23 protein-coding genes are annotated in these 26,114 nt (G+C 63.1%); 7 read left to right on the forward strand and 16 right to left on the reverse strand.

The annotated features are described in order from the left end of the window. Positions 1-3: 3 nt before the first annotated feature. The gene (locus V1278_RS02920; RefSeq protein ID WP_334384084.1) at positions 4-2,154 is read right to left on the reverse strand and encodes a TonB-dependent receptor; all 2,151 of its coding nucleotides are present in this window, start codon (positions 2,152-2,154) and stop codon (positions 4-6) included. Positions 2,155-2,337: 183 nt separating this feature from the next. Here V1278_RS02920 and nikR point away from each other — a divergent pair, with 183 nt between their 5' ends. Continuing rightward, positions 2,338-2,784, forward strand: coding sequence for a nickel-responsive transcriptional regulator NikR (gene nikR, locus V1278_RS02925; RefSeq protein ID WP_334379651.1), 447 nt, complete (start codon positions 2,338-2,340; stop codon positions 2,782-2,784). A gap of 76 nt (positions 2,785-2,860) precedes the next feature. Here the strand turns inward: nikR and V1278_RS02930 are convergent, their stop codons facing one another. Beyond that, positions 2,861-3,136 (reverse strand): metal-sensitive transcriptional regulator, encoded by a 276-nt coding sequence (locus V1278_RS02930; protein ID WP_334365835.1) that lies wholly within the window; start codon positions 3,134-3,136, stop codon positions 2,861-2,863. 50 nt (positions 3,137-3,186) lie between these two features. On the opposite strand from V1278_RS02930, the gene V1278_RS02935 reads away from it, so the two are divergent. Continuing rightward, positions 3,187-5,583 (forward strand): heavy metal translocating P-type ATPase, encoded by a 2,397-nt coding sequence (locus tag V1278_RS02935; protein ID WP_334379652.1) that lies wholly within the window; start codon positions 3,187-3,189, stop codon positions 5,581-5,583. Positions 5,584-5,850: 267 nt separating this feature from the next. Here V1278_RS02935 and V1278_RS02940 read toward each other — a convergent pair whose 3' ends face one another. After that, positions 5,851-6,798, reverse strand: coding sequence for a hydroxymethylglutaryl-CoA lyase (locus V1278_RS02940; protein WP_334379653.1), 948 nt, complete (start codon positions 6,796-6,798; stop codon positions 5,851-5,853). A 122-nt stretch (positions 6,799-6,920) separates the two neighbouring features. Here V1278_RS02940 and V1278_RS02945 point away from each other — a divergent pair, with 122 nt between their 5' ends. Next, complete coding sequence (locus V1278_RS02945; protein ID WP_334379654.1) at positions 6,921-7,673, forward strand: sulfate transporter family protein; 753 nt, start codon at positions 6,921-6,923, stop codon at positions 7,671-7,673. A gap of 43 nt (positions 7,674-7,716) precedes the next feature. On the opposite strand, the gene nth is transcribed toward V1278_RS02945, so the two are convergent. Then, the gene (gene nth / locus V1278_RS02950; RefSeq protein ID WP_334365830.1) at positions 7,717-8,469 is read right to left on the reverse strand and encodes an endonuclease III; all 753 of its coding nucleotides are present in this window, start codon (positions 8,467-8,469) and stop codon (positions 7,717-7,719) included. 23 nt (positions 8,470-8,492) lie between these two features. Between nth and V1278_RS02955 the strand changes: the two genes are divergently transcribed. Beyond that, positions 8,493-9,014, forward strand: a complete 522-nt coding sequence (locus V1278_RS02955) for a DUF2244 domain-containing protein (protein ID WP_334379655.1) — start codon at positions 8,493-8,495, stop codon at positions 9,012-9,014. A 56-nt stretch (positions 9,015-9,070) separates the two neighbouring features. Then, the gene (locus tag V1278_RS02960; protein ID WP_334384085.1) at positions 9,071-9,967 is read left to right on the forward strand and encodes a bifunctional helix-turn-helix domain-containing protein/methylated-DNA--[protein]-cysteine S-methyltransferase; all 897 of its coding nucleotides are present in this window, start codon (positions 9,071-9,073) and stop codon (positions 9,965-9,967) included. Between the two features lie 155 nt (positions 9,968-10,122). On the opposite strand, the gene V1278_RS02965 is transcribed toward V1278_RS02960, so the two are convergent. The 12 genes from V1278_RS02965 to dnaK all read right to left on the reverse strand — a co-directional run bounded on the left by V1278_RS02965 (position 10,123) and on the right by dnaK (position 23,803). Next, complete coding sequence (locus V1278_RS02965; protein ID WP_334365828.1) at positions 10,123-10,746, reverse strand: 2,3-bisphosphoglycerate-dependent phosphoglycerate mutase; 624 nt, start codon at positions 10,744-10,746, stop codon at positions 10,123-10,125. A gap of 23 nt (positions 10,747-10,769) precedes the next feature. Next, positions 10,770-11,585: a 4-hydroxy-tetrahydrodipicolinate reductase gene (gene dapB / locus V1278_RS02970; RefSeq protein WP_334379656.1), complete on the reverse strand. Its 816-nt coding sequence runs from the start codon at positions 11,583-11,585 to the stop codon at positions 10,770-10,772. Between the two features lie 427 nt (positions 11,586-12,012). Beyond that, positions 12,013-13,086 (reverse strand): helix-turn-helix transcriptional regulator, encoded by a 1,074-nt coding sequence (locus V1278_RS02975; RefSeq protein ID WP_334379657.1) that lies wholly within the window; start codon positions 13,084-13,086, stop codon positions 12,013-12,015. Positions 13,087-13,268: 182 nt separating this feature from the next. Further along, positions 13,269-14,606: an HlyD family type I secretion periplasmic adaptor subunit gene (locus V1278_RS02980; RefSeq protein ID WP_334379658.1), complete on the reverse strand. Its 1,338-nt coding sequence runs from the start codon at positions 14,604-14,606 to the stop codon at positions 13,269-13,271. Then, positions 14,603-16,288, reverse strand: coding sequence for a type I secretion system permease/ATPase (locus V1278_RS02985; RefSeq protein ID WP_334384086.1), 1,686 nt, complete (start codon positions 16,286-16,288; stop codon positions 14,603-14,605). The genes V1278_RS02980 and V1278_RS02985 overlap by 4 nt, the downstream gene beginning before the upstream one ends. Before the next feature lie 162 nt (positions 16,289-16,450). Beyond that, the gene (locus V1278_RS02990; protein ID WP_334379659.1) at positions 16,451-17,809 is read right to left on the reverse strand and encodes a calcium-binding protein; all 1,359 of its coding nucleotides are present in this window, start codon (positions 17,807-17,809) and stop codon (positions 16,451-16,453) included. Between the two features lie 342 nt (positions 17,810-18,151). Continuing rightward, a complete protein-coding gene (locus tag V1278_RS02995; RefSeq protein ID WP_334365818.1) occupies positions 18,152-18,454 on the reverse strand; it encodes a DUF1330 domain-containing protein in 303 nt (100 codons plus the stop codon). 19 nt (positions 18,455-18,473) lie between these two features. Then, entirely contained in the window at positions 18,474-19,184 is a 711-nt protein-coding gene (gene pyrF, locus V1278_RS03000) for an orotidine-5'-phosphate decarboxylase (RefSeq protein ID WP_334379660.1), read from the reverse strand. A 6-nt stretch (positions 19,185-19,190) separates the two neighbouring features. Next, positions 19,191-19,769 (reverse strand): NADPH-dependent FMN reductase, encoded by a 579-nt coding sequence (locus tag V1278_RS03005; protein ID WP_334365816.1) that lies wholly within the window; start codon positions 19,767-19,769, stop codon positions 19,191-19,193. Positions 19,770-19,817: 48 nt separating this feature from the next. Further along, a complete protein-coding gene (locus tag V1278_RS03010) occupies positions 19,818-20,417 on the reverse strand; it encodes a class I SAM-dependent methyltransferase (protein WP_334365815.1) in 600 nt (199 codons plus the stop codon). Positions 20,418-20,624: 207 nt separating this feature from the next. Then, entirely contained in the window at positions 20,625-21,758 is a 1,134-nt protein-coding gene (gene dnaJ / locus V1278_RS03015; RefSeq protein WP_334379661.1) for a molecular chaperone DnaJ, read from the reverse strand. Positions 21,759-21,901: 143 nt separating this feature from the next. Beyond that, positions 21,902-23,803, reverse strand: a complete 1,902-nt coding sequence (dnaK, locus tag V1278_RS03020; RefSeq protein WP_334365813.1) for a molecular chaperone DnaK — start codon at positions 23,801-23,803, stop codon at positions 21,902-21,904. A 541-nt stretch (positions 23,804-24,344) separates the two neighbouring features. Between dnaK and V1278_RS03025 the strand changes: the two genes are divergently transcribed. Both V1278_RS03025 and pncA read left to right on the forward strand, forming a co-directional pair. Beyond that, positions 24,345-25,283 (forward strand): hypothetical protein, encoded by a 939-nt coding sequence (locus V1278_RS03025; protein WP_334365812.1) that lies wholly within the window; start codon positions 24,345-24,347, stop codon positions 25,281-25,283. A gap of 117 nt (positions 25,284-25,400) precedes the next feature. Beyond that, entirely contained in the window at positions 25,401-26,114 is a 714-nt protein-coding gene (pncA, locus tag V1278_RS03030) for a bifunctional nicotinamidase/pyrazinamidase (protein ID WP_334379662.1), read from the forward strand.

A 26,114-nucleotide genomic window follows, 5' to 3' on the forward strand; every position in this document is an offset into this window, starting at 1 on the left:
AATCTAAAACTTCCCCGCTAGGGTCAGCCTCACCGCCAACGGCTCGGCGGGATGCACATGACGATCAGCGACACCGTCAATCGGCTCGCCCGGCAATCGCGACAGGTAGTAGTACTCGATCTGGTTGGTCTTTGCGTTGAAGAGATTGAGCACGTCGAGCTGCAGCCGCAGGCCATTGTCGAATTTGTAGCCCGCGCGTGCATTGAAGATCAGCGCTGACTGCGAGCGGACGCTGTCGTCCTCGATCAGGGGACGCGGGCCGAAGTAGCGTCCCCGCAGCGCGCCGAACCAGCCGGCCTCACCGCCAAATGTCACACCGCCGCTCGCGACCCACGCCGGCGCGCCCGGGATGAAGTTGCCGGCGGCATCGAAATCGGTGAAGCGGGCGCGGGTATAGGCGACATCGAAATCGAGCCGCATCCACGGCAGCACCTGATACTGGTTGGTCCATTCGACGCCGACGCGCCGGCTCGGCCGGCTGGCTTCGGTCGTCCCGGCGTCGCCGACGAACAGCAACTCCGAATCGAAGTCCAGCACGAACACCGCAAGTGAACTGGTGAGGCCTTCGACCGCCTTGGTGCGGACGCCAATCTCGGCGCCCTTTGATCGCACCAGTAGCGGCACGCGATCCTGCGGCGTCACCTTGTCGATCGGATCGACGGTGATGGTTGCGCCTCTGATATCGTTAGAGTGCAGGCCGTAGCCCGCATTGCCGTAGAACTCGGTTCGATACCATGGCCCCAGCACAAACCCGGCCTTGGGGCTCGCCATCGACGCCTGCGCGTTGCCGGAATTTTGCGGCGTATCGCTCAGCACCCTTCCCGCAAAATAATCCTCGCGGATACCGACCGTGGTGCGCAGCCAGTCGGTCCAGCGCGCCGTCGTGTCGGCCCACAGGCCGACATTGCCTTCTCTCACGCTGTCTTCGCGAACGGTCGAAAGCGTCTCGCGCTGCAACGTCTTGAACAGGCCGACCCGGATATCATCACCGCGCGTTTGCAATCCGATGCGGGTCTGCGTTTCGATCCCGCCCACGCGTACATCGAAGGCGTGGCTGGCGTTAAGGCCATAGACCGTGCGTCGATCCATCTGGCTGAACTGATCGCCATTGACGGGATCGTCGAGAAAATAGGTGAAGTTGTTGTAGAGCCGCAGCGACGAATTGATCACATAGGCGTTGACCTTGCTCTGTCCGTATTCGCTCGACTGCGCCCAATTGCTCGACAGCGAAAATCGGCTCGAGACGCCGCCATCGGTCGGATCGAGCGTCCCGAACCGGCCGATCAAACCCTGGTCGATCGCGCGCTGCGCCACCTGGTCGGTCGAATTCCAGCCGTTGGAATAGGCCATAGCCGACAGCGTGAACCCGTCGGTAGCGGTGCCCTGGCTGTAGCGCAGCACGCCGTTCAGCTTGCGCACATTGTCAGGCACGTCCCACGGACCGTCATTCCTGACGCCCTCGAAGGCGGCGAGCAACGTGCCCGCGCCGACCGCTGTCGATCCTGCCGCCAGCGCGCGGCGGTAGCCAAAGCTTCCGAACGTTAGCTCGGCGATGTTCTTCGGGAGCCTGTTAATATAGTCGATGGCAACGGAGCCCGCGGAGGCAAAGTCGCCGCGGTCGGCGAAGTAAGGCCCCTTTCGCACGGTGATCGACTGCACCAGCTCGGGAATCATGAAATTGATGTCGGCATAGCCCTGACCGTGGCCATGGGTCGGCATGTTGACCGGCATGCCGTCGACCGTGATGGCGAGGTCGGTGCCGTGATCCAGATTGAAGCCGCGCAGAAAATACTGGTTGGCTTTGCCTTCGCCGGAATGCTGGGTGACGATCAGCCCTGGCACCACCTCCAGCGCCTCGCCGACGCGCGCGAATGGCTGCGCGTTCACTTCCGCGCCGCTGATGGTCATGGCGCTGGCAGCGGTGGGCTGCATGTATGCCGGCCCTGCAGTCGCGGACTCCGACGTCACGCCGGTGCTGACCTGCGGTGGAACGGGCACGCTTGGTTGAATTGCTGATGGATTTCGCGCGGTACGCTCGCGGCGCGGCGGCCTGGGCCGGTTGCGCGGCCTCGCTTCGGGGGGATAGACGGTCACAGCAGGAAGCTCGCCGGACGCCGGCGCCGCGACGTTCTGCGCGTCCGCTGCGGGCACCATGACAAATAATGACGCGGCGGAAAACACTCCCCAGGCAGCTCTACGCAACGCTCATGCCCCCGCATGATAACTGCTACAGTCGGCGCGCGACCGCATCAGTTCGATTTGACCGGGCGCCTCATGTTAGCAAGTGAAGTATGACGACTCAACAGGAATATCATACTGCGTCAGGACGGATTTGGGATGCAACGGATCACCATCACCATCGAAGACGAACTGCTTGCCGAGATCGACGCGGCCGCGGAAGCCCGCGGCTACCAGAACCGCTCCGAGATCATCCGCGATCTCGCCCGCGCTGGCCTGCAGCAAAGCGCCGAGAACGCCACGCCGTCGGGCCAATGCGTCGCTGCACTGGTCTACGTCTACGATCATGCCGCGCGGGATCTCTCAAAACGGCTGATACAGAATTTCCACGGCCATCACGATCTGTCGCTGGCGACGCTGCATGTGCATCTCGACGACGATAGCTGCATGGAGGTGACGGCGCTGAAGGGTGCAAGCGGCGAGGTCCAACACCTGGCCGATCACATCATCGCCGAGCGCGGCGTGCGTTACGGACGCGTGGTGATGATCCCGACGGCGTCGGCCAAGAAGCCGCGGGCGCGCAGGCACACGCACCGGCACGACTGACACTGATCTGGATCAAGGCGGCGGCTGGCTCGGAAGCAACAATCGCCGACCATCTCACGAGACCATTGCCGCGATGCTACCGGTCCGAGCGCCCGATCACGTCCATCAGTTCAGCGATCTTTTCGCGCTGATCGGCCTTGTTGCCGCTGGTGATGGCGTGCTCGACGCAGTGCGCCACGTGATCCCGCAAGACCTCCTCCTCGACGCGCCGCAACGCGGCCCGGACGGCGGAGATCTGGGTGACGATGTCGATGCAATAACGGTCCTCATCAACCATTCGTGACAGGCCGCGGACCTGGCCCTCGATCCGGTTGAGACGCTTCTGACAGGATGCCTTGATGTCTTTTCGCATGCGGCTTATATACCCCTACAGGGTATAGGTTTCAAGTGCCGGAGATGATGATGAACAACAATGAAAACGCCGATCGAAACGGCGCTTCGAAGGGCGCGTGCTGCGGCGGGCATGACCACGCCAGTCACAGCCACCACGGCCATCAAGCCGCCGGCTCGGCAACCGTGCGCGATCCCGTCTGCGGCATGACCGTCGACCCCGCGATCAGCAAGCACCGCTTCGACTATCACGGCGAGACCTTTCATTTCTGCTCGGCCGGCTGCCGCACCAAATTCGCCGCCGATCCCGTCCCTTATCTCCATAAGGACAAGGCACCGAAGGCCGCCGTACCGGAGGGCACGATCTACACCTGCCCGATGCACCCCGAGATCCGCCAGGTCGGTCCCGGAAGCTGCCCGATCTGCGGCATGGCGCTGGAGCCGGAGGTGGCAAGCCTCGATGCGCCGCCCAATCCAGAACTGGCGGACATGACGCGCCGCTTCTGGATCGGCCTTGTGCTCGCGCTGCCGGCCGTCGTCCTCGAAATGGGCGGCCACCTCGTCGGCGGCCATGGCTGGGTCGACCAGACGCTGTCGAACTGGATTCAGCTAGCGTTCGCCACCCCGGTCGTGCTCTGGGCCGGCTGGCCGTTCTTCGTGCGCGGCTGGCAGTCGCTGGTAACGCGCAATCTCAATATGTTCACGCTGATCGCGATGGGCACCGGCGTGGCCTTTGCCTACAGCGTGGTCGGGACGGTTGCGCCCGGCATCTTCCCGGCCACCTTCCGCGGCCATGGCGGTGCAGTCGCGATCTATTTCGAAGCGGCGGCGGTCATCACCGTGCTCGTGCTGCTGGGCCAGGTGCTCGAACTCCGCGCCCGCGAAGCGACGTCAGGCGCGATCAAGGCGTTGCTGCAGCTTGCGCCGAAGACCGCGCGCCGCATCGGCGACGACGGCACGGATCATGAGGTCGAGATCGACGCGTTGGCGGTGGGCGACAAACTGCGGGTCCGGCCCGGCGAAAAGGTGCCGGTCGACGGCGTCATCCTTGAAGGCCGCTCCTCGGTCGACGAAGCGCTGGTAACGGGCGAATCCATGCCGGTCAGCAAGGAGCCCGGCAGCAAGGTCATCGCCGGCACGCTCAACCAGTCCGGCGGCTTCATCATGCGCGCCGACAAAGTCGGCCGCGATACGCTGCTTTCCCAGATCGTGAAAATGGTGGCGGATGCGCAGCGCTCCCGTGCGCCGATCCAGCGGCTGGCCGATCAGGTTTCCGGCTGGTTCGTGCCCGTTGTCATCGCCGTGGCGCTGATCGCATTCGGCGCTTGGGCCTGGTTCGGACCGGAGCCGCGCATGGCATTTGGCCTGGTCGCCGCCGTCAGCGTCCTCATCATCGCCTGCCCCTGCGCGCTCGGCCTCGCCACGCCGATGTCGATCATGGTCGGCGTCGGCCACGGCGCCCAGGCCGGCGTTCTGATCAAGAATGCCGAGGCGCTGGAGCGCATGGAGAAGGTCGACACGCTGGTGGTCGACAAAACGGGCACGCTGACCGAGGGCAAGCCGAAGGTGGTCAGCGTCGTGACGGCCGCGGGATTTGAAGAGGCAGAAATTCTGCGGCTGGCGGCGAGTGTCGAGCGGGCGAGCGAACACCCGCTGGCCGACGCCATCGTGCGGGCGGCCAAAGAGCGCAATCTCGATCTCGGCAAGGTCGAAACATTCGATTCGCCGACCGGCAAGGGCGCCACCGGCAAGATCGACGACAAGACCATCGTGCTCGGCAACGCGAACTTCCTGCAGTCCCTCGGCATCGATGCCAGCCCGTTGAACGAACAGGGCGAACGTCTGCGCGGCGACGGCGCGACGGTGATCAACATGGCGGTTGACGGCAAGCTTGCGGGATTGTTCGCGATCGCCGATCCCGTGAAGGCGTCGACACCTGACGCCCTGAATGCACTTGCGGCGGACGGCATCAAGGTCATCATGCTGACCGGCGACAACAGGACCACGGCGAACGCCGTCGCACGCGGCCTTGGTATCGCCGAGGTCGAGGCGGAAGTACTGCCCGATCAGAAGAGCGCGGTGGTCGCAAAACTGCAGAAGGCCGGCAAGATCGTTGCGATGGCCGGCGACGGCGTCAACGACGCGCCGGCGCTCGCCGCAGCCGAAGTCGGCATTGCAATGGGCACGGGAACGGATGTTGCGATGGAAAGCGCCGGCGTCATGTTGCTGAAGGGCGATCTCGGCGGCATCGTCCGCGCCCGCCGGCTGTCGCAGGCGACCATGCGCAATATCAGGCAGAACCTGTTCTTCGCCTTTATCTACAACGCGGCCGGCATCCCGATCGCCGCCGGCATTCTCTATCCGGCGTTCGGGCTATTGCTGTCACCGATCATCGCGGCGGCGGCGATGGCGCTATCGTCGGTCAGCGTCGTCGGCAACGCGCTACGATTGCGGCTGGCGCGGCTGTAGGAGTCGCTCCGGACGACGATAGGGCAATGTGCGACACTCTCACCGCACGAACGGTGAGCTCCCTCCCCCCTTGCGGGGGAGGGCTGGGGAGAGGGGTTCTCTCCACGCGCACGGACCGGACAGATCGTCGATAGCTTTGCCCACGGGTCCCGTTGACAACGAGCACTGCCGTTGCGGCCACCCCTCTCCCTAACCTCCCCCGCAAGGGGGGAGGGAACATACTTCCCGTGTAGAAGCGTCGTCGTAAGCCAACTCAGTCGACGCCCATCACGCCGCCGTCGCCGCCTTCCCGCGCGGCAATCCGGCGCGTGCCAGCCCGCCATACAGCGTCTCACCCGGCATTTCCGATTTCAGAATGCCGCGCACTGCGATCAACTTTTCAATATCGATGCCTGTGGCAAATCCCTTGCTCTCGCACAGAAACACCAGATCCTCGAACACCACGTTGCCGGTCGCGCCCGGCGCGAACGGGCAACCACCGAGGCCGCCGAGCGATCCATCGAGCACGCGCGCGCCGGCATCGAGCGCGGCGGAAGCGTTGGCGATCCCCATGCCGCGCGTGTCATGCAGGTGAATGCAGATCGGCTTTCCACCTGCGATCTTCACTGCGCCTGCGACGAGTTCGCCGACCTGCTTCGGCCCGGCATAGCCGACCGTGTCGGCGATCGCGACCATGTCGACGCCGGCCTCGAACAGCTTTTCCGTCAGCCGCAGCACTTCGGCAGGGTCTACGGGACCTACGATCGAACAGCCCAGCGCCATCGAGATCGCGGCGTTCACCACCGGTCGGTGCGCGCTGGCCTCGCGCAATTCGCAGAGCCGCCTGACGTTGGCGATCGCTGACACCCGCGACCGGTTGGCGTTGGCCTGGCTGTGTTCTTCAGTAGCCGAAACCACCGAAGCGACTTCGGCCACGCCAGACGCCAGCGCCTCGTTGGCGCCACGCTCGTTCAGCGTCAGCGCGATGCCGTAGGCGCCGGGCAGCGACGCCACGGTCCCGATGATGTCGTGCACATCGGCGAACTGCGGAAACGTCTTTTGCGGCAGGAACGAGCCAACCTCGAAATGGCGCACACCGGCGGCATACTCATCGCGAATCCAGCGCTGCTTGGCGGATGTGGACGGAAATATCTTCACGAGCTGCAGGCCGTCGCGCAAACCGACCTCGCGCAGCACGATCTTGTTGTCGGGATAGATTTCCTGGACACGGGTCATGGCAGCCTCATGCGGCATTGTTCTTGACGGCAGTCTCGCCTCCCGGGAGGGGCAGGCTCTTGCCGAAGCCCTTGCGGCTATCTACCTCTCGCGAGGGCTTTTTCACAAGAGGCAGAACCGCCATGTTGGACGCCGCCGCCAAGGCGCTTTCGCAGATCCTGTCGCCGCCGATGCGCACCATCCTGTGGCGCTCGATCGGGCTGGCGCTGGTGCTGATTACGGTGCTGGCCGTTGGCTTGCAGCGCGCGTTGAGCTGGTTCGCTGAGTACGGCGAAGTCTGGGCCGAGGCGATGCTCGGCCCGGGCTTCCACACGTCGCTCAATATCCTTTCCTGGATCATCTCGATCGCAGCCGGCCTTGGCGTCGTGCTCGGCGGGATCTTCTTGATGCCGGCGGTCACCTCGCTGGTTGCGAGCGTGTTCGTCGATGACGTCGCCGAGCATGTCGAGCGCGAACACTATCCGGCGGAGCGTCCAGGCGACGCGCTGCCGCTCGGCGTCGCCATCCCCGAGGGCATAAAGACGGCGCTGCTCACCATTCTGGTCTACCTGATTGCGCTGCCCTTCGTGCTGTTCGCAGGCGCCGGCTTCCTGATCTTCTTCATCGCCACGGCGTGGCTTTTGGGCCGCGAATATTTCGAACTCGCCGCCATGCGCTTTCGCCCGCCGACGGAAGCCAAGGCGATGCGCAAGGACCACGCGGCGACCGTGTTTACCGCGGGCCTCTTCATTGCGGCGTTCGTGTCGATCCCGATCGTCAATCTGGCGACGCCGCTGTTCGGCATGGCCTTCATGGTCCACATGCACAAGCAGCTGTCGGGCCCGCGGCCGGAGTTGATCGAGCCCGCGCGCAAGCCCGGCATGCCGGTGGTGTAATCTTCTCCCTCTCCCGCTCTTCGCGAGGAGAGGGAGAAGGGACTCACACCGTCTTTTCGGGCCACTGGCACAGATCGTTGATCAAGCACACCTCGCAGCGCGGCTTGCGCGCGAGGCAGGTATAGCGCCCGTGCAGGATCAGCCAATGATGGGCGTGCCGCATGAATTCCGGCGGGATCACCTTTTCCAGCCCTAGCTCGACCTCGAGCGGCGTATTGCCGGACGCGAGACCGGTGCGATTTCCGACGCGGAACACATGCGTATCGACCGCCATGGTGTGTTCGCCATAGGCCATGTTGAGCACGACGTTGGCGGTCTTGCGCCCGGCGCCGGGCAGCGATTCGATTTCAGCGCGGGTGCGCGGCACCTCGCCGCCGAATTCATCAATCAGCTTTTGCGATAGCGCGATGACGTTTTTCGCCTTGTTGCGATAGAGCCCGATGGTCCTGATGTAGTCGCGCACCTTGTCTTCGCCGAGCGCCAGCATCTTCTCCGGCGTATCGGCCACCGCAAACAGCGCGCGCGTCGCCTTGTTGACGCCGGCGTCGGTCGCCTGCGCCGACAGCACCACCGCCACCAGCAGCGTGTAAGGGTTGAGATGTTCGAGTTCGCCCTTCGGCTCCGGATTGGCCTTGCGAAATCGGCTGAAGGCCTCGTGGATCTCGGCCGGCGTCCAGGGTTTTGGCTTCGGCGATTTCTTCGGCTTGGGCAACGCCTTGGCGCCCCTCTTCGTCGGCTTCTTCGGCACGGACGGAACATTGGTCTTGGCGCCGGAAGCGCGGATGATTTTGGCCATGATCGGGGATATACTGATACGCGATGACCGCAAGCAACGACTTTGATCCGACGCTTGATCAGCCGACGCTGTTTTCGGCGCGGGTGACGCCGCATCGTTCGCTCAACCGCACCGGCTTTTTGGTGCTGATGATTTTCATCGGCGGCGTGAGCTTTGTCGCCGGCATCGCATTTATGCTGATGGGCGCCTGGCCAGTGGTCGGCTTTTTCGGCCTTGATGTGCTGGTGATTTACTGGGCGTTCCGGGTCAATTTTCGCAGTGCTGATGCCACCGAGGACATCATGGTGACGCCGACGGAGTTGCGCGTCCGGCGGGTCAGCCATCGCGGCCATCTGATGGAATGGTCGTGCAATCCGCTCTGGGTGCAACTGGAGCAGACCGGCGACCCGGAATTCGGCATCGAGCGGCTTTACCTGGTCTCCCGCGGCCACCGGGTATCGATCGGCCAAGTCCTGGGACCCGACGAAAAAGCCAGCTTTGCCAAAGCCTTATTGGCCGCACTACAGGTCGCCAAGCGCGGGCCGACCTATAATCCGGTGGCTTGAGGTGGTTGTCAGAAATCGGGTGGTTTGGAGGCCGCATGCCCCCTAAATCAGACCCTATGATGATATCAGCCATACATGACCAGCGCCTGGCCAAGCCGGGCCACCAGAGCGCCGCGCTGCGCGACTATGACTCGGTGCGCCGCGCCATCGCGTTCATCTCGGAACATTGGCGCGCGCAGCCGACCATCGAAGCGATGGCGGATGCCGCCGCCGTGACGCCGGACGAACTGCACCATCTATTCCGCCGCTGGGCCGGACTGACGCCGAAGGCGTTTATGCAGGCGCTCACTCTGGACCATGCGAAGGGCTTGTTGCGCGATTCCGCGAGCGTGCTCGATGCCGCGCTCGACTCGGGGCTTTCCGGCCCGGGCCGGCTGCATGATCTCTTCGTCACCCATGAAGCGATGTCGCCGGGCGAATGGAAGAATGGCGGCGCCGGCATGACGCTGAGTTACGGGTTCCATGCTTCGCCATTCGGCACGGCCATCGTGATCGCGAGCGAGCGAGGCCTTGCGGGGCTCGCCTTCGCCGATCCCGGCGACGAGCCGACGGCGTTCGCCGACATGAAGCGGCGCTGGCCGAATGCGACCTATGTCGAGGACCATGACGGCACCGTTGGCCTCGCCCAACGCATCTTCGATACGCGGCTGTGGCGGCCGGACCAGCCGTTGCGCGTGGTGCTGATCGGCACCGATTTCGAGGTGCGGGTGTGGGAGACGCTGTTGAAGATCCCGATGGGCCGCGCGGTCTGTTATTCCGACATCGCCACCAAGATCAAAAGCCCGAAAGCCTCGCGCGCGGTCGGCGCCGCGGTCGGCCGCAACCCGGTGTCGTTCGTGGTGCCCTGCCATCGCGCCCTCGGCAAAGGCGGCGCCCTAACCGGCTATCACTGGGGCATCACGCGCAAGCAGGCGATGCTCGGCTGGGAAGCGGGGCAGGTCGGATTGCATTGAATTTCGTAGGGTGGGCAAAGGCGCTCTTGCGCCGTGCCCACCATCTCTCCTGATCGTCAACTGAAATGGTGGGCACGCGGAGCCTGTCATCACTCCGCGAGCGGCCTTGCGCTCGTCGCCGGCGCGCATTCGCGCGACCCGTTGGCTTTGCCTACCTACGCCGCCAGATCGAGCTTCGACGCGACCGTCGAATCGGCATTGAGCCGGTAGATCACGGGCGCGCCGGTCGCGAGTTCGCGCTTCAATATCTGCTCGGGCGTCAGCTTCTCCAGCACCATGATCAGCGCACGCAGCGAGTTGCCGTGGGCGGCGACCAGCGTGCGCTCACCGCGCAGCACGCCAGGCAGAATCTCCTGCACGTAATACGGCAGCGCGCGCGCCAGCGTGTCCTTGAGGCTTTCGCCTCCGGGCGGCGGCACGTCATAGGAGCGGCGCCAGATCAAGACCTGCTCTTCACCCCATTTCTTGCGGGCGTCATCCTTGTTGAGTCCCGAGAGCTCGCCGTAATCGCGTTCGTTGAGCGCCAGATCGCATTTGGTCGGCAATCCGGTCTGGCCGATCTCGGCCAGCGCCAGGTCGAGCGTGCGCTGCGCCCGCTTCAGCACCGAGGTAAAGGCGACATCGAACGTCAATCCCTGCGCCTTCAGCTTGCGGCCGGCCTCTTTTGCTTCCGATACACCGAGTTCGGAGAGGTCGGGGTCCTTCCAGCCGGTGAACAGGTTCTTCAAATTCCAGTCGCTCTGGCCGTGCCGCACGAGCACGAGAAGACGATCGCTCATTCCAGGATTCCGTTTTTCGATGGTTAGAAGTCTGCGAGCCCCAGCACGTCGGTCATCGTGTAGAAGCCGGGCGTCTTGCCCCGCGCCCACAGCGCCGCCTTGATCGCGCCCTGCGCGAACATGGTCCGGTCCTCGGCGCGGTGGGTCAGTTCGATCCGCTCCATCGGACCCGCGAAGATCACGGAGTGATCGCCGGTGACGGTGCCGCCGCGAAGCGAAGCGAAGCCGATATCGCCGGGTCGGCGGGCGCCGGTCTGGCCGTCGCGGCCGCGCGCGGAGCGGGCGTGGAGGTCGACGCCGCGGCCGGCGGCGGCAGCTTCACCGAGCAGGAAGGCCGTGCCCGAGGGCGCGTCGATCTTGGCCTTGTGGTGCACCTCGAGGATTTCGATGTCAAAACTTTCGTCCAGCGACTGCGCGACACGCTTGACCAGCGCGGCGAGCAGATTGACGCCGAGGCTCATATTGCCGGACTGCACCACCACCGCACGCGAGGTGACGCTCTTGATGACCGCCATGTCTGATACCGACAGGCCGGTGGTTCCGACGATGTGCACCAGGCCGCGTTCGGCAGCGATCGCGACATTGGCGATGGTGGCGGCGGGCACGGTGAAATCCAGAATGCCGTCGGCATTGGAGGACAGCTTCCAGAGGTCCGCCGACAACTCGACGCCATTGGCCGGCAGGCCGGCGAGCACGCCGGCATCCTTGCCCAGAAGTTCCGAGCCCGGCGCTTCCAGCGCCCCGGTCAGCACCGCACCCGGCGTTTCCGAAATGACGCGCACCAGCGCGCGGCCCATCCGGCCGCCAGCCCCCGCTACGATCAATCGCATATCGGCCATGGCTTTTACCTCTGCACGCCCTATAGCGGGATGAGGCCGTTCCGGCAACCAATCAGGCGCTTTTGCGGCTCCCGCCGGCGGCCAAAGCGATCCGGACGGGCGGAGGCGAGAGGGCAATCAGGGTGGCGATCCTGCCCTGCCCTACTCGATCCTGCCATGATCGGGATCGGTCGGCGTCGTGTCCGCCGACGGAAACCAGATGCCCCGAAGACGGGTTGCTCTAGAGGGTGAGTTCCAGCTTTCTCTCCAGAACCATCCGGCCGTCGCGCTCCACGCCATATGTGGCCTTGTAGGTGCCACGCGCATGCTCAATTGAATGCTCTCGGCGATCGCATTGGAAGAAAAGCCCAGTGCCGCCGCGATGGCAAAGGCTCGATAAGAAGTCACACGACGCTTGAAGTCCTGGACCATCGCAAAAGCTGGCGCATCAATTCGGAGGCCGCTTATCAGCCGCACAGAGCAACCGGCAATCCGGTGACATCGGCGCGACAGCCTTTTCGCGCCTGCCGGCTCCGAATGGGGACTGCGTGAGATGATAAAGCAGAAAGAACTCGGCCTGCCGATTAATTCCCAACTTGAGCATAATGCGCTTGGTGTAGGTTCTTACGGTCGCCTCGGTCAACCGAAGGTCGGCGCCGATATCACGTGGACTCTGGAATTGAAGAATCCGGGCGATGATTCTCTCTTCAGCCCAGTTCAAGCCGAAGGCGGATGCAATACGGTGTGCCCCCAGCACTTCATCGAATTGCGGCACGATGACCAACGCCATCCCCCTGTCGCAATGTGTTGGTGCGGCTCCGATCTTGGCGAAGGCAAACTGCTGACGCTCGGTAGAGAGGGGCACGGTTGTGTTCAGCCAGCCCTGACCGGGCCTGGGAATCAACGCCTCGCGGATCGCCACCCTCAAACGCTCGGTTACCAGTCTGCTGGACCCTGCGAGCCTGCCACCATCCACCTTGAGAAGTTCGCCCCTTGCAGATAGTGCTCGACCACAGCGGTTGACCTCGTGAACATGCAGGCCTTCGTCCACGATGAACGCAGGGAATGCCAGGTTTTCCAGCCAGATTTCTGCGTCCGGATGTCGATTGGGTGAATACTGCACGAGGGAATGAGCCGTCTCCCAAACCGTACGCACCGCACGCGCGAGACACGGAATTTCGGCCCGAACCAGCGCAGCCTGCCGCCAACCTGCGACAAACACTACGGTCGATCTGTCGCGAGAGGCAAATCTGCCGATGACGGAATGACCGCTTGTTCCTGGCTCGGAGCCGATCAGTCTCCGCACAAACGTGGTGCGTGCGTTGACAGGTTCGAGAAAGGCGCAATCTGCCCCGGCGCCCTTGCGGGCAATTCGGGCGACGGTCATGGTGCACGAGGGATCGATTGCGGCGTGTCCGATCCGGACCTCGTTAAGCTCCGATCCACCGGTGTGAGACATGGCCGCGACGTAGCAACTGTTGCAATCGAACAGTTCGGCGACAGCCTTGCCGAAATATTCCATCGCGCTCCGGTCTGGGCCTTGCTTCGCAGGGCCCCCTATCGGAGGGTCTTCGGCGTACTGAAGAGGCTCGCCGCGCTCAGCGTCATTGAAGCGAAATCCACCCTGCCTGGAGGGTAGTGTTTTGCCATTTTCATGCACGGGCGCCTCCCGTAACAAGATGCCGTCGAACTCATGCCGACGGCTTAGTGCTCCTTAAACGCGCGGTTGATACGCAGTTCCATTGGCTGCAGTAAATATTCCGCAAAGGTTCTTTCTCCCGTCTCGATAAATATCTCAACGGGCATTCCCGGCACTAACGAAGAGAAGTAAGAGGCGGTCGGCGCGTCGGTATCGAGTTCCACCTCCGCCATGTAGGACGTGACGCCGCTCTTGGCATCGGTCAGCGCGTCTGCCGCCACGGCGACGACTCTTCCATCGAGCATGGGGCGGCGACGAATATTCAGGGCGTGAACCCGCACGCGCGCGGCCTGTCCGGCATGAACCTCCTCCCGATCTATTGGTTTCAATGCTGCCTCGATGACAAGCCGGTCCTCTGTTGGAACGATTTCGAGGAGCGTTTCGCGGGGCGCAAGCACGGCTCTAAGATCTCGGCTGTTGAGGCCCACGATCTTTCCACTCTCGGGAGCATGCAGTTCAGACCGGCTCAATTGATCCCGCAAAGCGGCAATTCGATGTCGCAGATCCCCAATCTCTTCGCTCGCCGCATGCCGCAGCTTCGCGACTTCTTGATTCTGATTGAAGCCGAGTTGTCGACGCCTGTCCTCGAGCTCCGCCATTTTGCCTCGCTTCTCCGCCACCGACGCCGAATTGCGAGCAATCTGCCCGCTGGCTTCGGCTTCGGCTCGCTTCAGGGCCAACAGCCGTGGCTTTCGGGCGAGGCCCTTTGAGAGGAGATAGCTGGTGTCAGCTATTTCCTCTTGCAATAACGCAAGTTGCTGCTCGACACCCTTGGTGCTGCTTTCGAGGCCGCGGATGGAGTCCGTCAATTGCAGCATCTGCTGATCGATCATTTTGCGCTCATTCTCGATCGCGGCCAGTCGCGCCGCAAACTCGGCCTCCTGCGTTTGCATGGCAATGCGCGCGGACGCATGGTTCGCGTTTTTCTTCAGTTCGTCAGGAAACAAGATCGATTCTGCGCCGGCCTCTTCTGCCGCCAGCCGCGCCTCCATCGCCAGGACCGAGAAATATTTCGTCGCCAACGAGCCGAGGTTTGCTTCAATCTGGGTGGTGTCGAGCCGGGCGATGAGCTGGCCGGCCTTGACCTGATCGTTCTCCCTGACGTGAATCGATCTTACTATTCCTCCTTCAAGATGCTGGACTGCCTTGCGCTTCGAATGAACCTTTATGACACCTGATGCCACAACCGCGCCGCGAAGCGGGACTGTCATAGCCCACACCCCGAAGCAGCAGAATTGCAGAACGAGCAGCACGCATCCCCATCCGACGATCCGCCGCATATCGGATCGTGGCCGTTCCTTGTGGGGAACGACGACTGCACGATCTTGACCTCTTTCCGTCATCGAGCAGTTCTCCCCGTGGCCAGTTTCGGAGATTCCGTACTGTGCCGGACTACGTGCGGCTTCGAGACGGAGGTGACAGGGAAACGGAGAACGTCATCAGGCGGCCCGAAAGCGAGCTGCACGCCATCCCTCAAAAAGAGCACTGCATCTGCGATGGTCAATAGTCGAGGCCGATGGGTGACAATGACCAGTGTCGTGCCGCGCGCTTTCGCCAGCTCGATGGCGGAACATAGCGCTTGCTCGCCCTCCGGGTCGAGATTGGCATTTGGTTCATCCAGCAGGACTAATTTGCGATTGCCAAAGAAGGCACGGGCAAGACCGATACGCTGGCGCTGGCCACCGGAAAGCTTGTTACCGTCGCGCCCTATTTCGGTCTGGTAGCCGGCTGGCAGAGACTGGATCATCTCATGAGCCTGCGCGAGCATGGCCGCGGCAACGATGTCCTGGTCACGCGCATGCTCTTCAAAGCCGGCGATAGCTTCGGCCACCGTGCCGCCCAGAAGCTGCACGTCCTGAGGAAGGTAACCGACAAACTGACCAAGCTGGTCAGGGTCCCAGTTATGCAGGGCCGCGTCGTCCAGCCGGATCGTGCCGCCACTCGGTCGTTCCAGCCCTGCCATCAGGCGCAGCAAGGTCGATTTTCCGGCGCCAGTTGGGCCGATCACGACGACTAGCCTGGAGGGCGGGCATCGAAAATTTATGCCTGCGAGGATTGGGCGCGGCATCGTAGCCGTCCGATATGTCACCCGCTCGACTTCAATTCTGCCGGATGGCGACGGAAGCAGCGTACGTTTCTCTCGAACAAGAACCGGCGCTGCAGCAGCCTGAACTTGTGTCCAGGCCTCGCGCGCGGATGTAAGCACGCGCCGCGCCGAGATCAGACCCTCCATCGGCTGCAGCGTGCGGGCGATCAGGATCGAACTCGCAATCAGGCTGCCCGCCAGCACTTCGCTCTGTAGAACGAGCCAGGCACCTGCGCCGATCGCGGCTACCTGCAATATCGTTCTCACCATGCGCGCCGCAGCGCCGATTGCATAAACGCGCTCGCTGGCTCGAACCACGGGAGACAAGGCCTGGTCGTTGAGGTCCATGAATTCGCGGATGGCACCTCTGGTCCAGCCCATCGCACGCACCAGAGCGGAATGCCGGACAATTCCGTCGAGAGCAGCCTGGGTCTTCTGTGCGGCCTGGGACGACTGCGCAATTTCAGTGCGCGCGATCCAGCGGCTGGCGATGCCCATGGCGAGCAGAATCGCCGATCCGACCAGCGCAATCAGGCCGTACCAGGGGTGCAGAAAGAACAGGATGAAAATAAACGCCGGAAGAAAGGGAGCATCGAGCAGCGATGCAATCGTTGCGCTGGAAAGGAACGTCCTCAACTCGCGTAGCCTTACAAGATCTTGCGCCCTGCTGTCGCCGCGATTGGTGGCATCAACAATCATGCTTTCAAGCACGATGGGAGCGAGGTAGCGCTCAAATCTAACCGCAAAGCGACTGAGTAGCCGGCTGCGCAGGGTGTCGAACGCGGCGCAGAAAACAAGAGCAATTACGGCGATCACGGTGAGACCGACAAGCGTTTCGACGCTACCGCTGCTGATCACCCGATCGAACACTTCGATAGAGTACAAGGGCACGACCAGGAGCAGCATGTTGATCGACACGCTGAATGCGACGATCCACATCAATGCGGATCGCCCCGGAATCAATCCAAGCAGCGAGCGCTGGCTAGGCGCTGGGGTTTCACAACGAGTACGCAAGTGCATGAGCGGCCGGCACTGTCACGAATTGAGTACTGCAGAGGGCCGGAGCGGGGCGGCCCGGCGGCCGCCCCACCGAAGCAGGCATTACACGATTTCGATAAGCGTATCGCCGGCGGCGTCGTTGATGTCGTCGATCGACGTGAATGCCGTTGCGCCACCCGAGATTCCATCGAGCGTGATGCTGCCGAAGCCGAAGTCTATCACCGTATTGGTGCCGTCGTCATCGACGACGACCGTGGTCGGATCAAATCCGACTGCGGCATCGACATTGATCTGATCGCCGTCGTCAAAGCTGAAATCGGTGACTTCGTCGTCGCCGAAGCTGGCTCCGGTTCCATCGCCGAAGTTGAGCGTATCCGTTCCGCCACCGCCGGTCAGCAGATCGTCGCCGGCTCCACCATTGAGGACATCGGCGCCAGCGCCGCCGTCCAGCTCGTCGTCACCGGCATCGCCGTTCAGAGTGTCGGCGCCGGCACCGCCCGCCAGTATGTCGGCTCCGTCGCCGCCATTCAGCGTATCGCTGCCGTCGCCGCCATCGAGCGTGTCATCTCCGGCATCGCCGTCCAACGTATCGGTGCCGTCGCCACCGCTGAGCTCGTCGTCTCCGTCGCCGCCGCTCATGACGTCGTCACCCGCGCCACCGGCCATGACGTCGTCGCCGGCGTCGCCAGACATCGTATCGTTGCCGGCACCGCCATCCATGGTATCCGCGCCGGCGCCACCATTCATGGTGTCGTCACCGTCGTCGCCATTCAGCGTATCGTTGCCGGCGCCACCATTCAGAACGTCGTTATCGGCACCGCCGTTCAACTCGTCATTGCCCAGGCCGCCGTTGAGCGTATCGGTTCCCGCGTCGCCGTTCAGGACATCATCGCCGAGACCGCCATTCAGCGTATCGACGCCGTCACCGCCGTTCAGCTCGTCGTTGCCGGCACCGCCATTGAGCGTGTCGTCACCGGCATCGCCCCAGAGGGTATCGACACCGGCGTTGCCGCTAACGGTATCGTTTCCATCTCCACCGTGGATGTCGTCATCGCCTGCGCCACCAGACAGAACATCATCGTCGGCTCCGCCGTCGATAATGTCGTTACCGGCGTTTCCATTGATCGTGTCCATGCCGGCATTTCCGTTCAGCGTATCGTCTCCGGCGCCACCATTGATCTCATCATCGCCATCGCCACCGGTGACCTCGTCATTCCCGGCATTGCCATTCAGCGTGTCGTTGCCCGCCCCGCCGTCGATTACATCGTCGCCGGGCCCGCCGCTCACCTCGTCATCGCCTTCCAACGCAGTTATCGTATCCATGCCGGCGAGGCCGTTAATCTGGTCGTCCATTGCCGTGCCAGGTAATGTGTCGTCGCCAGCCGTTCCATTGATGAGTGCCATGGTTTCTACTCCTTGCGCCCGCGCGTTCGCGATGCGGGTCGGCTCGCGGCCCGTCATGCACTAGCGATTTTGTGTTGGCTCGATTTCCATCACGATCCATGTGGAGTTCGATGGCGCGCAACTTGATGAAGCCGGGGCGGCGTCACAATCCCCAGTTGGGGACAAAAGAAATGTCGGATAGCGGACGTTGGGCCCGCAGACCCGCGTTCGCTTGGAATGACGATCAGCTATCTGCTATTTTCGACGGGAGCCGATCGGCCAAGCACGATCGGAAACATTCGCACATATTTCTTGATGGGATGGGGTCCCGCGAAGCGGCGCGGAAATAGCCGCTTCCACGGGACCTCGCACCTTTGCGGAGGCCCTGAGGGGCGTAGATGTCGTGCGTAAGAATAGCGCTCAGGGCTGCGGGCTGTCATAGCCCTCGATGACGATGAGGTCCGCGATGGAGTGCGGCTGACGGACCTTGATGTTGGCCTGGTATTCCGGCGAATTGTAGCAGGCCAGCGCTTTCTCATAGCTGTCGAATTCGATCACCACATTGCGCGAGCGGCATTGGCCTTCGACCGCGGTAAACTTGCCGCCGCGCACGATGAAGCGCCCGCCGAATTTCTGGAAGATGGCCGGATTGGCCGCCATATACGGCTTGTAGCCCTCGTCATTGTGAACGTCGACGCGTCCGATCCAGTATCCTTTGGCCATCTCAATCTCCTTCTTGTTGTTACGTGATCGCCTGCTTGATTTCCGCCTGAATGGCATCCGCAGCAAGCCTGGGATCGGCGGCTTCCGTGATCGGGCGTCCGACCACCAGATAGTCTGCACCCGCGGCAATCGCCCTCGCCGGCGTCATGATGCGCTTCTGGTCGCCGGTCGCAGCGCCCGCCGGGCGGATACCCGGTGTCACCAGATGCATCTGGTGACCGACGATCTTGCGCAACGCGGCCGCCTCTTCCGGCGAGCTGACGAGGCCGTCGACGCCGAGCACCTGCGCCTGCTGGGCGCGCGCTTCCACCAGGTCGGAGACGTTGAGACGATAGCCGGCGGCATGCAGGTCGCCATCGTCATAAGAGGTCAGCACGGTGACGGCGAGGATTTTCAGACCCGAGCCTTGGCGCGCCTCGACCGCGGCCTTCATGGTCTGAGGATAGGCGTGCACGGTTAGGAAGGTCGCGCCGAGTTTGGCGACGCTCTCAACGCCGCGCGCCACCGTATTGCCGATGTCGTGCAGCTTGAGATCGATAAAAACCTTCTTGCCTGACTTCGCCAGTTGCTGCGCCAGCGGCAAGCCGCCGGCATAGGCGAGCTGATAGCCGATCTTGTAGAAGCTCACGCTGTCGCCGAGCCGCGCGATCAACGCTTCCGCTTCAGTCACTCCGGACAGGTCGAGCGCAACGATCAGCCGATCCTTCGGCGCGATACTGGCTGGCTGCATGTCACCTCACATCATGCGTTGGGAAACGTCGATCAACTGCCGCACCAGCGCTTTCAGCCCCTCGGCATCAGCAGCATTCTTCAGGCGGTCCATCTCGTCATAGGCATCGTCGGCGAATGCCAGCGCGAACTGGTTCGGTATCACGGTTGCATGACACGCCGACAGGATCAGCCGCAGCGCGGCCAGCGCGCGGGCGCCACCGAGCCGGTTGCCGGAGGCCGACGCAATCGCAAACACCCGATCGCGAAACACCTGGCCGCGGGTCTCGTGCGCGTCCTGCACCCGGCTGACCCAGTCGATGGTGTTTTTCACCAGCGCCGGCACCGAGGAATTGTATTCGGGCGTCACGATCAGCACGCCATGATGGGCTGCCATCATCCGCTTCAGGTTGACCGCGTGTTTCGGCACGCCCGATTTCGCCTGCAGGTCGCCATCATAGATCGGCAGCGGAAAATCAACCAGCGAGATGCGGGTGACTTCGGCGCCGGCCTGCGCCAGTTCGTGCACGGCCACCGCCGCCAGCCTCGCATTGAGCGAGCCGGTGCGGAGCGATCCCGGGATCACGAGGATTTTCAACGCGGACATTTCTTAGAAATCGCACTCGGGGCCAACCGTCCGCGCAGGCGGACGGGCTTAGCCCTTGCGATACACCCAGACCCGCGCGGGCGGAAGGTTCATCCAGATCCGCTCGGAGGCCTCTGTGGACACGCCCGGCAGCGATTTCGGAATCGGCGGCGCCACCGAATAGGTGAACTGCACGAAGGGCGCGCCCGGCGCCAGCGCCAGGAAGGCGTCGCGGATCAGCTTTAGGCGGGTCAGCATCGGTTTTGTCACGAGCGGCAGGCCGGAGATCACGGCAGACGCCGGCGCATCCAGCGCATCTCCGAGCGAAGCGCGAAGCGTGTAGGCATCGCCCTGTACGACCTTGGCCTGAGGATAGCGATCGCGCAGCAGGGCGCAGAAACCCGGATTATATTCAACCAGCACGAGCCGCTTCTGATCCACGCCGTGTTCGATCAGCGCGTTGGTGATCGCGCCGGTCCCGGGCCCAAGTTCGACGACCGGCCCTTCGGAATCGACATCGACATATTGCGCCATGGTGCGGGCGAGCACCTTGCTCGACGGCATCACCGCGCCCATGTGCAGCGGCTTTTCAATCCATGAACGAAGGAAGCGCACCTCGTCGTCGAGACGAGGCTTCTTCAACGCACGCACGGACGATTGCAAAGGCATGTCGCTACCAGGCGGGACCCGCTGACGGGCGGGAATGTCAAAAAACAGTCATGAACACGTATAGGTCGACGGGGATATGGTCAAGCCAGACGGTAATGCGCCAGACGCGCTAAAGTGCCCGCGATCCGGCGATAACACCCTGTGCAAGCTGAATGAATCATGACTGCCGGGCGAGAACCGCGCTCGCCCCGGCGACGTGCATACGGTTCAGGAGCCAGCGCGGCTGCCGAAGAAGTCCTTGACCTTGGTGAAGAAGCCTAACGCCTCCGGCTGGGTTGCCCCGGAGGACAGCTTTTCGAACTCGGCGAGCAGTTCCTGCTGCTTCTTGGTCAGATTCTGCGGCGTTTCGACCATGACCTGGACATACATGTCGCCGGTCTGGCGCGATCGGAGCACCGGCATGCCCTTTGATGCAATGCGGAAGCGGCGGCCGGACTGCGTTCCCGCCGGCACCTTCACCTTGGTCATGCCCTTGTCGATGGTGGGCACCTCGAATTCGCCACCGAGCGCGGCCGCGACCATTGAGATCGGAACCCGGCAGTGCAAATCGGCGCCGTCGCGCTGGAAGAATTCGTGGGTGGCCAGCGACAAGAAAATGTAGAGGTCGCCGGGCGGGCCGCCGCGGACACCGGCCTCGCCTTCGCCGGCCAGCCGGATACGCGTGCCGTCCTCGACGCCCTGCGGAATGTTGACCGACAACGTTCGATCGCGCGTCACCCGTCCCGTGCCCGCGCAATTCGGGCAGGCGTCCTCGATCATCTGACCGCGGCCCTGACAGCCGGGGCAGGTCCGCTCCAGCGTGAAGAAGCCCTGAGCCTGACGGACGCGGCCGGCGCCGCCGCACATCGCGCAGGTCTTCGGCTTGGTGCCGGCCTTGGCGCCGGTGCCCGAACAGGGCTCGCAGGTGACCGAGACCGGAATTTCGATCTGCGCGGTCTTGCCGAGGTAGGCTTCCTCCAGCGTGATTTCCATGTTGTAGCGCAGATCGGCGCCGCGCTCGCGTCCGCCGCCGCGCCCGCGCTGCCCGGCCATGCCGAACAGGTCCTCGAAAATATCTGAAAACGACGAGGCGAAGCCGGCGCCGAAGCCAGGACCACCGCCGCCCATGCCCTGCTCGAACGCGGCATGGCCGTAGCGGTCATAGGCGGCGCGCTTGTCGCCGTCTTTCAGGACTTCATAGGCCTCGTTGATTTCCTTGAATTTCATTTCGCTGGTGGCATCACCTGGATTCCTGTCCGGATGCCATTTCATCGCGAGCTTGCGGAAGGCCGACTTGAGCTTGGATTCGTCCGCGTTCCGCTCGACTTCCAGGGTTTCGTAATAGCAGCGCTTGGTGGACATCAGTCAAACCCGCCCGAAATTCGCCTTCATGCCGAAAGCACCTTCAATCGAAGATGCCGCCATCGGCTTAAAGAAAAATGACCCCCACCCATCGAACGCGAGCCGTGCGCTCTTTTGGATGAGGGTCATGATCGAAAGCCCGCTTATGCTGACTTCTTGTTGTTCTTGTCGTCGTCGACCTCGGTGAACTCCGCGTCGACCACGTCATCCTTGGCAGCATCCCGCTTGGCGTCCGCCTCGGCCTGCTGCTTGTACATGGCCTCGCCGAGCTTCATCGAAGCCTGCGCCAGCGTGTTGGTCTTGGCCTTGATGGCCTCGGCGTCGTCGCCCTTCAGCGCTTCCTTCAAATCGCTGACGGCGTCCTCGATGGCGCGGCGCTCTGAGTCTTCCACCTTCGAACCGTGCTCGGCCAGCGCCTTCTCGGTGGAATGCACCAGCGCGTCGGCATGGTTCTTGGCGTCGACCGCCTCGCGTCGCTTCTTGTCCTCGGCCGCGTTGGCCTCGGCGTCCTTGACCATCTTCTGGATGTCGGCTTCGGAGAGGCCGCCGGATGCCTGAATCCGGATCTGCTGCTCCTTGCCGGTCGCCTTGTCCCTGGCCGAGACATTGACGATGCCGTTGGCGTCGATGTCGAAGGTGACCTCGATCTGCGGCATGCCGCGCGGCGCCGGCGGAATGCCCATCAGGTCGAACTGACCGAGCACCTTGTTGTCGGCCGCCATTTCACGCTCGCCCTGGAAGACGCGGATGGTAACGGCATTCTGGTTGTCCTCGGCGGTCGAGAACACCTGGCTCTTCTTGGTCGGGATCGTGGTGTTGCGGTCGATGATGCGGGTGAACACGCCACCCAGCGTCTCGATGCCGAGCGACAGCGGTGTCACGTCGAGCAGCAGCACGTCCTTGACGTCACCCTGCAGCACGCCCGCCTGAATGGCCGCACCGATGGCGACGACTTCGTCCGGGTTGACGCCCTTGTGCGGCTCCTTGCCGAACAACTGCTTCACGACCTCCTGGACCTTCGGCATGCGGGTCATGCCGCCGACCAGCACCACTTCGCCGATTTCGGCGGCGGTGAGCCCCGCGTCCTTCAGCGCCTTGCGGCAGGGCTCGATGGTCTTCTGAACGAGATCGTCGACGAGAGCCTCGAACTTGGCGCGCGTCAGCTTCATCGTCAGATGCTTCGGCCCGGTCTGGTCGGCCGTGATGAACGGCAGGTTGATTTCGGTCTGCGTCGTCGAAGACAGCTCGATCTTGGCCTTTTCGGCCGCCTCCTTCAGGCGCTGCAGGGCGAGCTTGTCGTTGCGCAGGTTGATACCCTGCTCCTTCTGGAATTCGTCGGCGAGATAACCGACCAGGCGCATGTCGAAATCTTCACCGCCGAGGAAGGTATCGCCGTTGGTCGACTTCACCTCGAACACGCCGTCGCCGATTTCGAGAATCGAGACGTCGAAGGTGCCGCCGCCGAGGTCGTAAACCGCGATGGTGCCGGATTTCGATTTGTCGAGACCGTAGGCGAGCGCTGCCGCCGTCGGCTCGTTGATGATGCGCAGCACTTCAAGACCAGCGATCTTGCCGGCATCCTTGGTGGCCTGACGCTGCGCGTCGTTGAAGTAGGCGGGAACGGTGATGACGGCCTGGTCGACCTTCTGGCCGAGATGGGCTTCCGCGGTCTCCTTCATCTTCTGCAGGATAAAGGCGGAGACCTGCGAGGGCGAATAGGTCTTGCCGTCGGCCTCGACCCAGGCGTCGCCGTTCGATGCCTTGATGATCTTGTAGGGAACGAGCTTCTTGTCCTTCTCGACCATCGGGTCGTCATAGCGGCGGCCGATCAGGCGCTTCACCGCGAAGAATGTCCGCTCGGGATTGGTCACCGCCTGGCGCTTGGCAGGCTGGCCGACGAGGCGCTCGCCGTCATCGGTGACGGCAACGATCGAGGGCGTGGTGCGCATGCCCTCCGCGTTCTCGATGACTTTTGCAGTCTTGCCATCCATTACGGCGACACACGAGTTCGTGGTGCCGAGATCGATCCCAATGACCTTTCCCATGGTCCTCATATCCTTCTTTTTGCGGCAGGTTGGCTGGGCCCTGGACGGCGCACCTAACCGAACCCCCAACGTTCAAATACTCGCGATATTGCGACGGTGAGCCTCATATAGGAGGGGGGGTTGTGCCTGCAAGGACCGAGCGCAAGCTTAGGGCCTGAAAAGGCTGGCGTTTGAAAGATTGTGCCGCCTGGGGCCGGCCCCCGTGCCGTGACCGGCGTTAAGAAATCGGCAACTCCTTTATCGCTCACACCCCGAAGCGTTGCACAGCGATACGGCAGCATCCTCACGGCGTGGACCGGCCGCCGGTTGAGGGGACGCGGTATTTGGCCGCTGGAAGCGCCCAAAAAAAGAGCTCGGAGGCCGGGCAGAATGCCGCGAAATAGGAGCGAGGCGGGGGAACGGACGCCCGTCCTGCCCTGTTGCAGGGACACCAAAACCGCTAAAAGCGGGCCGAACGGAACGACCCAGTCGCGCCCCGAGGCCCAGATTCCACCACCGTCCGATCTTTGAACGGCCTCCATGCAAACCCGGTAGACCCTCCATGAAGCCACTTAGATATTTTGCTGCGGTTGCCCTCCTCGTTGCCGCCACCTCCTCCGCGTTCGCCGCGGACCCGGTTTTCCCGCCGGGCGCCAGGGTCGGCATGACGCCGCTGGTCGGCCTCAACAAGGCGAGGGCGTTCACGGGATTCGAGACCGAAGACCAGGGCGTCAAGGTGCTGGTCGCCGACCTGCCCGCCGAGGCTTATGGCGAGGTCGCCAATGCCTTCAAGGCCAATCCCGGCGGCACTGGCGGCATCAAGCCGGAAAGCATCGAGACCAAAGCGGGGCTCGCCTACTACACCGTCGAAAACGCCAAGGACGGCGCCACCAGCGTGCGCCGTTATTCCATGATCCTGCCCGGCCCTACCTTCTCCGGCTACGTCGCCGTGCAGGTGCCGGAGAACGCCTCGAAGATCTATACCGACGATGCCGTGCGCCAGATGTTCGCATCTGCCGTGATCCGCGTTGAGGTTCCTGTCGAGGAACAGCTCGGGATGATGCCGTTCAAGATCGGCGAACTCTCGAGCTTCAAGAACGTCCGTACGCTGGCGCCGGGCGCCGCCCTCATTCTCTCCGACAGCGACGAAAAGAAGGGCTTCGAGGTCGCGCCGTTCATGATCATCGGCCTGATCGGCTCGACGGCGGCGTCGCCTGACGACCGCGGCCGCTTTGCCCAGCAGATCGCGACCACCATTCCCGGCGTCCGCGATGGCAGGATCACGATGTCGGAGCCGGTCCGCATCGATGGCCAGCCCGGCTACGAGACCCGGATCGACGCCATCAGCGGCAAGGACAATACGCCGGTGACGATCGTGCAATGGCTGCGGTTCGGCGCCCAGACCTCGATGCGCATCATCGGCTCTTCGCCGCGCGATGATTGGACCAAGGCCTTTCCACGCTTCCGCGCCGTGCGCGACGGAATCCGGCCGCGAGCCTGATCGCGAATTCGAAAAAAGCGCGCCCTGATATTCAGGACGCGCTGAAATTTCGGGCTTTCGTTCGTACACCAATGGAACTAGCCTTCCCCTGCCGGGTTCATGGCAGGGAGACGCGCTATGCTTTCTCGCAGACTGGTTCTGACAGGCTTTGGCGCGGCATCCGTCCTCGCCCTCGTTCCAACGACGCCATGGGCTGCACCGATGAAACCCGACAACGCCTCCGCGCTCCTCGTCATCGACGTGCAAAACTGCTTCCTGCCAGGCGGCAGCCTTGCCGTGAAAGACGGCGATCAAGTGGTGCCCGTCATCAACCGCATCGCCAAGGGCTTTGCCAATGTGGTGATGACGCAGGACTGGCACACCGCGGGCCACGTCTCGTTCGCCTCCACCCATTCCGGCAAGAAGCCGTTCGAAACCATCGATCTCCCCTACGGCAATCAGGTGCTGTGGCCGGATCACTGCGTGCAGGGGACCGAGGGTGCGTCGCTGTCAAAGGACCTCGCGATCCCGCATGCCGGCCTCGTTATCCGCAAGGGTTTTCGCAAGAACATCGACAGCTATTCGGCCTTCACCGAGGCCGACGGCAAGACCACGACGGGGCTCGCGGCGTACCTGAAGGCGCGCAAGGTGAAGCGGGTTTTCCTCGCTGGCCTCGCGACCGATTTCTGCGTGGCATGGAGCGCGCTGGATGCGCGCAAGGCGGGCTTCGAGACTTACGTGATCGAGGACGCCTGCCGCGGCATCGACACCCAGGGCTCGCTCGCAAAAGCCTGGGCCGACATGACCAAGGCCGGCGTCAAGCGCATCCAGTCGGGCGATATCGCGGCCTAG

The sequence above is a fragment of the Bradyrhizobium sp. AZCC 1577 genome (genome assembly GCF_036924575.1).
In the GTDB taxonomy this organism is placed as follows: domain Bacteria; phylum Pseudomonadota; class Alphaproteobacteria; order Rhizobiales; family Xanthobacteraceae; genus Bradyrhizobium.

Bases quoted from the DNA above. Each gene is read 5' to 3' on its own strand.
- V1278_RS03025 (WP_334365812.1), top strand. From the start codon at position 24,345: ATGAAGCCACTTAGATATTTTGCTGCGGTTGCCCTCCTCGTTGCCGCC.
- dnaJ (WP_334379661.1), bottom strand. From the start codon at position 21,758: ATGTCCACCAAGCGCTGCTATTACGAAACCCTGGAAGTCGAGCGGAAC.
- V1278_RS03010 (WP_334365815.1), bottom strand. From the start codon at position 20,417: ATGCCTTTGCAATCGTCCGTGCGTGCGTTGAAGAAGCCTCGTCTCGAC.
- pncA (WP_334379662.1), top strand. From the start codon at position 25,401: ATGCTTTCTCGCAGACTGGTTCTGACAGGCTTTGGCGCGGCATCCGTC.
- V1278_RS02995 (WP_334365818.1), bottom strand. From the start codon at position 18,454: ATGGCCAAAGGATACTGGATCGGACGCGTCGACGTTCACAATGACGAG.
- V1278_RS02985 (WP_334384086.1), bottom strand. From the start codon at position 16,288: ATGTGGATCGTCGCATTCAGCGTGTCGATCAACATGCTGCTCCTGGTC.
- V1278_RS02965 (WP_334365828.1), bottom strand. From the start codon at position 10,746: ATGAGCGATCGTCTTCTCGTGCTCGTGCGGCACGGCCAGAGCGACTGG.
- pyrF (WP_334379660.1), bottom strand. From the start codon at position 19,184: ATGCAGCCAGCCAGTATCGCGCCGAAGGATCGGCTGATCGTTGCGCTC.
- nikR (WP_334379651.1), top strand. From the start codon at position 2,338: ATGCAACGGATCACCATCACCATCGAAGACGAACTGCTTGCCGAGATC.
- V1278_RS02930 (WP_334365835.1), bottom strand. From the start codon at position 3,136: ATGCGAAAAGACATCAAGGCATCCTGTCAGAAGCGTCTCAACCGGATC.
- V1278_RS02960 (WP_334384085.1), top strand. From the start codon at position 9,071: ATGATGATATCAGCCATACATGACCAGCGCCTGGCCAAGCCGGGCCAC.
- V1278_RS02990 (WP_334379659.1), bottom strand. From the start codon at position 17,809: ATGACGGGCCGCGAGCCGACCCGCATCGCGAACGCGCGGGCGCAAGGA.
- V1278_RS02980 (WP_334379658.1), bottom strand. From the start codon at position 14,606: ATGACGGAAAGAGGTCAAGATCGTGCAGTCGTCGTTCCCCACAAGGAA.
- V1278_RS02945 (WP_334379654.1), top strand. From the start codon at position 6,921: ATGTTGGACGCCGCCGCCAAGGCGCTTTCGCAGATCCTGTCGCCGCCG.
- V1278_RS02975 (WP_334379657.1), bottom strand. From the start codon at position 13,086: ATGGAATATTTCGGCAAGGCTGTCGCCGAACTGTTCGATTGCAACAGT.
- V1278_RS02920 (WP_334384084.1), bottom strand. From the start codon at position 2,154: ATGGTGCCCGCAGCGGACGCGCAGAACGTCGCGGCGCCGGCGTCCGGC.
- nth (WP_334365830.1), bottom strand. From the start codon at position 8,469: ATGGCCAAAATCATCCGCGCTTCCGGCGCCAAGACCAATGTTCCGTCC.
- V1278_RS02955 (WP_334379655.1), top strand. From the start codon at position 8,493: ATGACCGCAAGCAACGACTTTGATCCGACGCTTGATCAGCCGACGCTG.
- dnaK (WP_334365813.1), bottom strand. From the start codon at position 23,803: ATGGGAAAGGTCATTGGGATCGATCTCGGCACCACGAACTCGTGTGTC.
- dapB (WP_334379656.1), bottom strand. From the start codon at position 11,585: ATGGCCGATATGCGATTGATCGTAGCGGGGGCTGGCGGCCGGATGGGC.
- V1278_RS02935 (WP_334379652.1), top strand. From the start codon at position 3,187: ATGAACAACAATGAAAACGCCGATCGAAACGGCGCTTCGAAGGGCGCG.
- V1278_RS02940 (WP_334379653.1), bottom strand. From the start codon at position 6,798: ATGACCCGTGTCCAGGAAATCTATCCCGACAACAAGATCGTGCTGCGC.
- V1278_RS03005 (WP_334365816.1), bottom strand. From the start codon at position 19,769: ATGTCCGCGTTGAAAATCCTCGTGATCCCGGGATCGCTCCGCACCGGC.